The sequence below is a fragment of the Citrobacter sp. LST-B2 genome (assembly GCF_057983045.1).
The window spans coordinates 3,290,104-3,300,187 of the sequence record NZ_CP192598.1; the positions used below are offsets into that span (position 1 = coordinate 3,290,104).

Sequence of the window (10,084 nt, forward strand, 5' to 3'; positions counted from 1 at the left end):
AGCCCTTAATGTAACCTCGTATCGTCACGTCACTGGATTCTTTGGTGACGGACAACCATGGCGAAATCAACGACGTCAACACCGCACGATGCCGTGTTTAAAAAGATGATGACCCATCCTGAAATTGCGCAGGATTTTCTTAAGATTCATCTTCCTGAGTCATTATGCAAACTTTGCGAGTTAACCACGCTCAAACTGGAATCCACCACCTTCATTGAAGACGACCTGAGAACCTACTATTCCGATGTTTTGTGGTCGCTGAAAACACACGAGGGTGAGGGTTACATTTACTGCGTTATCGAACATCAGAGTACCGCCGTGCCGCACATGGCCTTTCGTTTGATGCGCTATGCCACTGCCGCGATGCAACACCACCTTGATAACGGAAATAAAACCCTGCCGCTGGTGATCCCGATGCTGTTTTATCATGGCGAACAAAGCCCATACCCTTTCTCACTGAACTGGCTGGACGAATTTAACGACCCACAGCTGGCGCGGCAACTCTACACAGAAGCCTTTCCACTGGTCGATATCACGGTGATTACTGACGACGAAATCATGCAGCATAAGCGCATAGCTCTGCTGGAACTGATGCAAAAACATATCCGCGATCGTGATTTGATGGGGCTGGTTGACCGACTGGTCACGCTGTTAATTACAGGTACTGCTAATGACAGCCAGTTGCATACACTGTTTAATTATCTGGTGCAGTACGGCGATGTGTCCCGCTTCAGTGACTTTATCCGTAACGTCGCTGAGCGAGTTCCCCATCACAAGGAGAAATTGATGACGATTGCAGAAAGGCTTCGGCAGGAAGGCCACGACACGGGGCTACAGAAGGGACGACAGGAAGGATTACAAAAAGGCACCAGGAAGGAGGCATTACGTATCGCGCGGATGATGCTGAAGAGCGGGATCGAACGCGACAAGGTGTTGATGATAACCGGACTGTCACTCGACGATATCATGGCAAACAGTCCGTAAAGTCTGACAGATGGCCCGGCGGTGCAGCGCCGCCGGGCTATGGATTTAGTAACTGCTTTTCAGTTTCGGCATCGTCTGACCGGGCTTAAACATTGCCAGCCGCTGATCCAGCGCGTCGGTATACAACATAGTATCAACGCCCACGGCGACAAAGTTTGCCCCCCATTCCAGACATTTCTGCGCCATGAGCGGATCGACGGCGAGAAAACCCGCCGCTTTTCCGGCCGCAAGAATGCGCTGGATGCTCTCTTTGATAATCCTCTGCACCTCCGGGTGCCCGCTGTTGTCCGGATACCCCAACGAAGCCGAAAGATCAGCGGGACCAATAAACACGCCGTCAATCCCGTCTACATCGAGGATCGCATCCAGATTATCCAGCGCGGCTTTACTTTCAACCTGCACCAGCAGACAGAGTGACTCATTGGCCTGCGCCATATAGTTTTCAATGCGTCCCCAGCGCGCTGCCCGCGCCACGCTGGCGCCGACGCCGCGCTCCCCCACCGGCGGGTAACGGGTTGCAGCAACCACCTGCCGCGCCTGTTCTGCACTATCGACCATCGGTATCAACAGCGTCTGCGCGCCGATATCCAGTACCTGCTTGATCAATGCCTTAGCGCCTTCTACCGGACGAATCACCGGCTGGCTGGCGTAAGGGGCTATCGCCTGCAACTGATGATAGAGATCCTGCATCGTGTTCGGCGCGTGTTCGCCGTCGATCAGCAGCCAGTCATAACCCGACGTCGCGGCAATTTCCGCCATATAAGAGGTGGTCGAACTCAGCCACAGTCCGATTTGTACTTCCCCTTTGCGGAGTGCGTCCTTAAAAGGGTTTGCTAACAATGCGTTCATAATGATCCTTACAACATGGATAAACTTATTGATGCGCAGCACCCGGTTGCGACGCGGGACGATTTACGCTCAGGGTGAAAATAATCAATGAGCCGATGATGGCGACGCCCGCCAGCGTCAACAGTCCTGCGGCATCGCTGGCAAACATCGTTTCCGCCTTCACGCGCAGGATTGGCGCAATAAACCCGCCCACCGCGCCAAACAGGTTCACGAAGCCGATCCCCGCCGCCAGCGCGGTGCCGGAAAGTAATTGCGTCGGCATGGTCCAGAACACCGGTTGTACGGCGATAAAACCGACAGCCGCTACGCAAAGCGCCAGAATCGCCACCACCGGAGACGCCAGCCCGGATACGCCGATGCCAATCCCCGCCGCCAGCAGCGTCAGCGCAGCGACATTACGACGTTCACCCGTACGGTCTGAGTAGCGAGGGATCAGCCAGGTCCCGAACAGTGCGGCAACCCATGGAATGGCAGTCACCACCGATGCCGTGAAGCCGACTTTGGTGCCCAGCAGTGCAGCAACCTGAGTCGGCAGGAAGAAAATCAGTCCGTACACCGCCACCTGAATCGTCAGATAGATAATCGCCAGTTGCCAGACGCGTCCGTTACGCAGGGCATCCGTCAGTTTTGACGTGGTCTTCTTCTCTTCTTCACTCGCCAGTTGGCTTATGAGCGCCGCTTTCTCTTCTGCGCTGAGGAAACGGGCCTGCTGCGGGGTATCATCCAGCCAGAAGAAGGTGAAGACCCCGGCACCAACTGCCAGCAAACCTTCGATAACGAACATCCAGAACCAGCCAGGATGCCCCATGAAACCGTGCATCTCCAGCAGCGCGCCGGACAGCGGCGATCCCAGCGTCAACGCCAGCGGCGCCCCCATATAAAACAGCCCCATAATGCTGGCGCGGTTACGCTGCGGGAACCATTGCGAGGTAAGATAGATCATGCCGGGGAAGAAACCGGCTTCCGCCGCTCCCAGCAGGGTACGGATAATCAGGAATTTCGCCTCGGTATCAGCCCACGCCATCGCGGCGGAGAGGAATCCCCACAACAGCGTGGTGGTGCCAATCCAGGTTCGGGCCCCCAGCTTGCGCATCAACAGGTTAGCGGGCACGCCAAGAAAGGCGTAGACCACAAAGAAAATCCCCGCGCCAAGCGCATAGGCTTCGTTGCTCAGCCCGGTATCAATCTGATAGGTCTCTTTGGCAAAGCCAATGTTCGAACGGTCCAGAAACGCCAGTACATACAGTGCCAGCATAAATGGGATTAAACGTGCGCGGTTTTTCTTCACCACGCCGTCAAGAAGAGTGGTACTCATAGCAAGATCCTCAAAGAGATGAGGGCGTTGCCGACGCTGCGGCAACGCACAGGTCATTAGTGGCTATAAGGCCGTTTCAGATTGCAGTCGCGGTTAAGCTCCACGCCGAATCCTGGTTTATCCAGCACGGACTTCTGAATGCGGCCCTGTACCGGTACCGGTTCATCAAGCAGAATCGGGTCAAACTGCGGACGCATGGTTGAGCAGTCCGGGCTGGTCATCAGGAACTCACTGAACGGCGTGTTGGTGAAGGTAATCACCGCATGATGTGAGTAGACCGACGAGCCGTGCGGCACCACCAGTTGTCCGCGCGATTTCGCAATCGCAGCAATCTCGACCAGCGTGGTCAGGCCGCCGCACCAGCCGACATCCGGCTGCATGATATCGATGCCGGTTTCCGCCAGCGTACGGAAGGACTGCAGCGTGCCGTGGTGTTCACCGCTGGTGACCATCATGCCTGCCGGCGCATTGCGTTTCAGTTCGCGATAGCCTTCATACTGCTGTGGCGGTAAACACTCTTCGATCCACTTCAGGTTAGATGGCGCGCAGGCGTGAGCCAGCTTCGTGGCGTAATTCACGTCCTGACTCATCCAGCAGTCCAGCATCAGCCAGAAATCCGGGCCGCACTTCTCACGCATCTCCGCCACCATCGCGGCATCTTTGCGGATCCCCGCATCGCCGTCGTGTGGTCCCCAGTGCGTCGGCATTTTGCCGCCAATGAAGCCCATCTCTTTTGCCAGATCCGGACGAGCACCCGTGGCGTAAAACTGAATTTCATCGCGCACCGCGCCGCCCAGCAGTTTGTAGACCGGCAGGCCGACCACCTTGCCAAAAAGATCCCACAGCGCCAAATCAACGCAGGAGATGGTGTTCATCACCAGACCGCCAGAGCCTGAGTAATACATGGTCGCACCGAGCATCTGATCGTGAATGAGTTTGATATCGCTGACGCATTTTCCTTCGATAAAGCGATTGAGGTGTTTTTCAACAATAAAGCACCCCATCTCCCCTGCCGTAGAGACCGCAAATCCCGTCTGTCCGTTTTCGGCTTCAACTTCGACAATCAACGTACCCAGCACGTTAATCCCAAAGGACTGGCGTGACTGTTCGTATTCACAATATTTGCTCATCGGCGTGGCGATATGATCGTCAATCCAGTGATTCGCCCCCTGGTCATGATAATCACCGCCGCCAGCGCCTTTTTCTGCGGTAGCGCCACCGGTAAACCAGGCGCGGACATGTTTAATTTTGGGTAGGGTCATGATGTTCTCCATTATTATGATGCGAGTGAATCGAAGGGACTTTTCCATCCCAACAGACGTGAAATATCCTTCGCGCAGGCAATGGCTTTGCCGGCAAGATAATCACGATTCTCTTCGTTAATTTCTAAGCGAGTGCCAACCACCGAAATGGCGGCGGCGGGTTCGTTATTGGCATTAAATACAGGGGCAGCAACACAGCGTACATCCGGATAATCCTCTCCGTTGTCGAAGCTCCAGCCGCGCTGACGGATGCGTTCCAGTTCATCGCTAAGTTGCTGAGGTTGGGTGATCGTGGTGGGGGTCGCCTGCTCCCACACCAGCTGTTCAATAATGGCGTTACGCACGGCGGCGGGCTGCCAGGCCAACAGGCACTTACCAATACCAGAGCGATACAACGAAAGGCTTTTCCCTTCATGGGAGCGCACGCTGATGGTCGAAGACGATTCCACCTTCAGGATGTAATACGCGCTTTCATGGTCAATGATCCCCAAATGGCAGAGCAGCCCCGTTTCATCCATCAGTTGCGTCAGGCGTGGTCGCGCCAGTTCACGCAGATCCATTTTGCTGAGCGCATGGCCGGAGAGTTCTACCAGTTTGGTCCACAGACAAAAGTTCTCCTGGTGATCGACACTGATAAACCGCTGACGCTTCAGTTCACTCAACAGCAGGTACGCCGTGCTTTTGGGAATACCCAGCGTTTCGATAATCGTGGCGGCGCTACAGGGGCCAATCCGCGCAATCAGATTGAGAATATCGATGGCGCGGGTGAGCGCCGGGACTTTGCTTGATTCCAACATACTGGACTCCAGTCTGAGATACTGGAATCAGTGTGATCGGTCGCGCCAGGTAAATTTGTGAAGCGCGTCATGTCGCGCCTTTCTTCCAGCAGAATGGAGAAATTACGTGCAGGAATGTGAGGTGGCGCACGGATTTTTTCGTGGGGAGTACAATGGGTTGGACAAAAAAAGAATCAGCCCGAAAAGCGCAATGCCTTCGGGCGAGGTAAAGACTACAGCGTCAGGGATTCAACCACCTCAATCCAGCCGTGTTCGCTGGCAATATCCTGCTTGTTGAACCAGCGACGTAACATGTTTAGCGCCATCATCGCACAGACCTCCTGACGGACCAGCAGACTGTGACGGGTCACGCTGAAATGCACGCGCAGGGCAAACGTCCCGTCGGGGGTCGCCAGCGCAAAATTCAGGTGATCGTTTTCCAGCCCGGAGATCGCCAGCGCCAGTCCGGCGTAGTGGTTATCGCGCCGTTCTGTCGTCCAGTGCGCAGTCTGCGCCAGCGTCTCTTCCTGCGAAGGCACCACTTCACTGGCCAGCAGCGGCGCGCCCACGCGGGAGAGCTGCAGTGCCACCAACCCGCCGGTGAACTGCTCGCTCAGCGTCAGGCTGAGCTGCCTTTTCTGCAACTCGCGGGCGATTTGCAACGGAAGTCCCTCGGTACCTTCAAAAATCAGGCTTTGGCCAGCAACGCGTTTGACCTCATGCCACAGACTGCGCATCGCTTCGCGCTGGGCATACGGTCCGGTTAATTTCAGTTCGATAATCGGCATCGAAGAACGGTAACCCAGCGTCACCCCTTCTGGTAATGAAAGCGAGTCGAGGCTTTGCGCCAGATCGCTTTCCGAACGACCAAAGGTGGTCAGACGCAGACACAGCGGCGGTTCAGTGAGAGAGAAGCGCTCGCGCAGACGCGGCAGGATCTCATGTTCTACCATCACCTTAAATTCTGACGGTACACCCGGCGTAAAGAACATCAGACAGCGATTAAGCTGTACCGCGAAACCACAGGCGGTGCCGACAGGATTATTGATGAATTCAGCGCTGGCGGGCAGTTCCGCCTGTTTGCGGTTGCTGGGCGCCATCACTCTGCCGCGCTCGCGGAAGAATCGTTCCATCTCGGCAAGCCAGGCTTCGTGCAGAACCAGCCCTTCTCCTTTCGCCGTCGCCGCAGCAAGCGCGCTGAGATCATCACTGGTCGGCCCCAGTCCACCGTTGACGATCAGTACGTCAGCATGCTGACTCCGCTCGCGCAGAATGGCGACCAGGCAATCGAGGTTATCGCCCACCGTATTACGACGGGTTAAGGGCAATCCCTGATTAAAGAAAAAATCGGCCAGCCAGGCTGCATTCGTGTCGACGATTTGCCCGTGCAACACTTCATCCCCGGTGGATAACATCTCCACGTTTAACATCGTGTTCTCCTGCTTTTATGATGAAAACACTATAACGCAAAGGGGGAAGTGGCGTGGTAGAGAAATATCAGGAAGGTAACAAAAGTGGCGCGGCAGAAGACCGCGCCACCAAAATTAGAAGCTGGCATTGACCCCAACATACGGGCCGTCCGCAATGGCGTTATCACGATTGCCGTCTTTACCCGCCAGGTTGAGGTAGCGATAACCCGCTTCGATGCTGAGCGGACGCATGATCGTCAGACGCGCGCCGGCATTCGCCTCTTCATAGCTCTGGATGCCGCTGGATAACGAGTCCGGTGAGTAGTAGTACTCGCCGAACAGGCGGAAACTGTCGCCTATTGGCCACTGTAATCCACCGCCAACCGCAGCAGCATAGCCTTCATCACTGTCGTTCGGGTTGGTATAGACCCCTTTGCCGCCCACCGTCGCCATCAGCGGGCCGAGCGGTAGATTTAGCCCCAGCCCCAGACCCGCGACGTCACCGTCGTCATCGCTATGCATCCAGTTACCGCTCAGCGCCAGTCCCGTGGACTCGGTGCCAAAGCCGACGCCAACGTTGGTATATTCCTTACCCGCCTGTCCGCTGATGCTCATTGCACTCGCAGAGGCGGAAACGAACAGCATTCCCGCTATGCCAAATAATACGCTTTTTTTCATTTTTACCCTTTCCAGCAAGAAAATACGTAAAGTTCCCCAAAGCCGCAGGATTGTACTGCCAGCGCTAAAGGAATCAATGAGCTAAAAAAGCGATCGTGCAGCATTTTGTAACTAAATAATACTGTTCAGAGGCAAGAAGAGTCCCGTTAACCCTCTTTACCGTCCGGAAAAGCGCCAGGATACTATTTTTTATTCATAGCAATCCATCAAAGTACATTTCTCATATGAATAGAAAATAAACATTTTCTCCCCTGTTGCCAGGGGATAAACTTTTCCCTGCTAACACTCCCTCTGCTTCAAGGAACATTACCGTGCGTCAAAGGACTATTGTTTGCCCCTTAATACAGAATGCTGGAAGTTATCTCCTGTGCCAGATGGCCGACGACCGGGGCGTTTTCCCGGGCCAATGGGCACTGTCTGGTGGTGGCGTTGAACCAGGGGAACGCATTGAAGAGGCCCTGCGCCGTGAGATTCACGAAGAACTGGGTACTGAGTTGGTTCTGACTGATATCAAACCCTGGACCTTCAGCGATGATATCCGTACCAAAACCTACCCCGATGGCCGTCAGGAAGAGATTTATATGATTTACCTGATTTTCGACTGCATCGCTGCCAATCGTGAGGTACATATCAATGACGAGTTTCAGGCGTTTGCCTGGGTCAAGCCGGAAGATTTAGCGAAATACGATCTGAACGTTGCGACGGTGAAAACCTTAACACTGAAAGGGTTATTGTAATATTTGATGACAGCCATTACGGCTGTCATTTTTTATTCATAATAGGGGTTAGAGTGATACCAGTTTGCCATCAAGGAATAATTTTCCCTTATCGACATGCATCACCAGGCCGTCCAGATAATCCGGGGTCAATTTTACACCCCGCATATTTTTTGCCAGATATGTCAAACAATGATTGTGGGTAAAAATTACCACATCTTTATTTTCCGACTTATTGGCTAAACGCTCAATGGCCTGATAAGTCCCCCGCCCACAGGCATGCATGCCTTTATCTACCGTCAGTTTTTTATCCGCAGAAAACCAGGTCGCTGACTGAATGGTGCGTACCGTATCGCTGGCATACAAATCGTAGTCTTTTATCTCTTTACCAAACGCGGCGCCCAACGCACGGGCTTGCTTCGCGCCATGCTCGGTAATGCCGGTTTTATCCGACAGGCAGAGATTGTCTGATCTGTCGCAGCGCTCGGCATGACGAAACAACACCACCACCGGATGCTGTTTTGCCAGTACCGCCAGGGTACGGGAATCGATTCGCGGCAATCCGTTACTACTCCAGGCGAAATGACTGCCCAGCCCTACCATTATCACCAGCGCTGATAACAGGATAACCGTATATTTTTTGGATTTAATGAAATACTGGGACACGATAAACACAATAAACTCCACCCGTTACCGGCGAACAGAAATATCACTTTACGGCGTACTGCTTAATCAAAGGCATGATCATTTAAGTGGGCAAAATGCCTGAAAACCCTGGCCAATGCAAATGCAATATAGAGAAAAACGGATATATTTTCTTAACGTTAAGTTCTTAAGGTTAAATTAATATTCAGCCACTATTATTTGGCTTTAACTGGATAATCCTCATTTAGCCTCCTGTTTATGACTTAATAAATAAGAGGATCGCAGTATCCAAATGGCTAAAGGAAATATAATGTCTGATTTTCTGCCTTTCTCTCGCCCGGCGATAGGTACGGAAGAACTTGCCGCAATCAAAGCGGTTCTTGATTCCGGATGGATTACGACCGGCCCGAAAAATCAGCAACTGGAAGAGGCCTTCTGCCAGCTGACGGGAAACCACCACGCTATTGCTGTCAGCTCCGCCACGGCAGGTATGCATATCGCCCTCATGGCGCTGGGAATCGGTGCCGGTGATGAAGTCATCACCCCGTCAATGACCTGGGTTTCCACCCTGAACATGATTGTGCTATTGGGCGCCACCCCAGTGTTGGTGGATGTCGACCGCGACACGCTGATGGTCACCGCTGAGCACATTGAAGCCGCCATAACGCCGCGCACGAAAGCCATTATTCCCGTCCATTACGCCGGCGCACCGGCCGATCTGGATGCCATTTACGCCCTTGCGGAACGTCACGGCATTGCGGTTATCGAAGATGCCGCCCACGCGGTCGGGACTTATTATCAGGGTCGTCACGTCGGCGCACGAGGTACCGCGATTTTCTCCTTTCACGCCATCAAGAATGTCACCTGCGCAGAGGGAGGACTGATCGTCACCGATGATGAGCCACTCGCCCGGCAGTTACGCGCCCTGAAATTCCACGGACTCGGCGTGGATGCCTACGATCGCCAGACCTGGGGTCGCGCGCCTCAGGCCGAGGTACTGACACCAGGTTACAAATACAATCTAACCGATATTAACGCAGCGATGGCGCTGGTTCAGTTAGACAAACTAGAGACACTAAACCGTCGCCGGGCAACTATCGCCCACGCGTACCAACAAGCGCTGGCCGATCTGCCGTTTCAACCGCTGAGCCTGCCGTCATGGCCCCACGTCCATGCATGGCATCTGTTTATTATTCGTACCGACGAAGAGCGCTGTGGCATCAGTCGTGACGCGCTGATGGAGGCGCTCAAAGCCCAGGGAATCGGGACCGGTTTGCATTTTCGCGCGGCGCACACGCAGAAATATTACCGCGAGCGCTTTAACACCCTGTCGCTCCCCCATACCGAATGGAACAGCGCACGTATCTGCTCGCTACCGCTGTTTCCTGATATGACTCCGGCGGATACCGCTCGTGTCATCACCGCACTTCGCCAGATTGCAGGTAAATAA

The 10,084-nt window shown here is 54.1% G+C and carries 10 protein-coding genes; 3 read left to right on the forward strand and 7 right to left on the reverse strand.

Going from position 1 to position 10,084, the window contains the following annotated elements; translation table 11 throughout:
• Positions 1-57: 57 nt before the first annotated feature.
• Positions 58-984 (forward strand): Rpn family recombination-promoting nuclease/putative transposase, encoded by a 927-nt coding sequence (locus ACQ0PY_RS15905; protein WP_109740419.1) that lies wholly within the window; start codon positions 58-60, stop codon positions 982-984.
• Between the two features lie 45 nt (positions 985-1,029).
• On the opposite strand, the gene yfaU is transcribed toward ACQ0PY_RS15905, so the two are convergent.
• From yfaU to ACQ0PY_RS15935, 6 genes are all read right to left on the reverse strand, one after another.
• On the reverse strand, positions 1,030-1,833 hold the full coding sequence (yfaU, locus tag ACQ0PY_RS15910; protein WP_109740420.1) for a 2-keto-3-deoxy-L-rhamnonate aldolase: 804 nt from the start codon (positions 1,831-1,833) through the stop codon (positions 1,030-1,032).
• Between the two features lie 25 nt (positions 1,834-1,858).
• On the reverse strand, positions 1,859-3,148 hold the full coding sequence (locus tag ACQ0PY_RS15915) for an MFS transporter (RefSeq protein ID WP_044258550.1): 1,290 nt from the start codon (positions 3,146-3,148) through the stop codon (positions 1,859-1,861).
• 56 nt (positions 3,149-3,204) lie between these two features.
• Positions 3,205-4,410 (reverse strand): L-rhamnonate dehydratase, encoded by a 1,206-nt coding sequence (rhmD, locus tag ACQ0PY_RS15920; protein WP_109740644.1) that lies wholly within the window; start codon positions 4,408-4,410, stop codon positions 3,205-3,207.
• A 14-nt stretch (positions 4,411-4,424) separates the two neighbouring features.
• A complete protein-coding gene (locus ACQ0PY_RS15925; RefSeq protein ID WP_043000045.1) occupies positions 4,425-5,207 on the reverse strand; it encodes an IclR family transcriptional regulator in 783 nt (260 codons plus the stop codon).
• 212 nt (positions 5,208-5,419) lie between these two features.
• The gene (locus tag ACQ0PY_RS15930) at positions 5,420-6,616 is read right to left on the reverse strand and encodes a nicotinamide mononucleotide deamidase-related protein YfaY (RefSeq protein ID WP_109740421.1); all 1,197 of its coding nucleotides are present in this window, start codon (positions 6,614-6,616) and stop codon (positions 5,420-5,422) included.
• A gap of 114 nt (positions 6,617-6,730) precedes the next feature.
• Entirely contained in the window at positions 6,731-7,273 is a 543-nt protein-coding gene (locus ACQ0PY_RS15935) for a YfaZ family outer membrane protein (RefSeq protein WP_043000043.1), read from the reverse strand.
• A 311-nt stretch (positions 7,274-7,584) separates the two neighbouring features.
• Here ACQ0PY_RS15935 and nudI point away from each other — a divergent pair, with 311 nt between their 5' ends.
• The gene (nudI, locus tag ACQ0PY_RS15940) at positions 7,585-8,010 is read left to right on the forward strand and encodes a nucleoside triphosphatase NudI (protein WP_044258544.1); all 426 of its coding nucleotides are present in this window, start codon (positions 7,585-7,587) and stop codon (positions 8,008-8,010) included.
• A 48-nt stretch (positions 8,011-8,058) separates the two neighbouring features.
• Here the strand turns inward: nudI and ACQ0PY_RS15945 are convergent, their stop codons facing one another.
• Entirely contained in the window at positions 8,059-8,664 is a 606-nt protein-coding gene (locus tag ACQ0PY_RS15945; RefSeq protein ID WP_043000041.1) for a histidine phosphatase family protein, read from the reverse strand.
• Between the two features lie 280 nt (positions 8,665-8,944).
• Here ACQ0PY_RS15945 and arnB point away from each other — a divergent pair, with 280 nt between their 5' ends.
• Entirely contained in the window at positions 8,945-10,084 is a 1,140-nt protein-coding gene (gene arnB, locus ACQ0PY_RS15950) for a UDP-4-amino-4-deoxy-L-arabinose aminotransferase (RefSeq protein WP_043000040.1), read from the forward strand.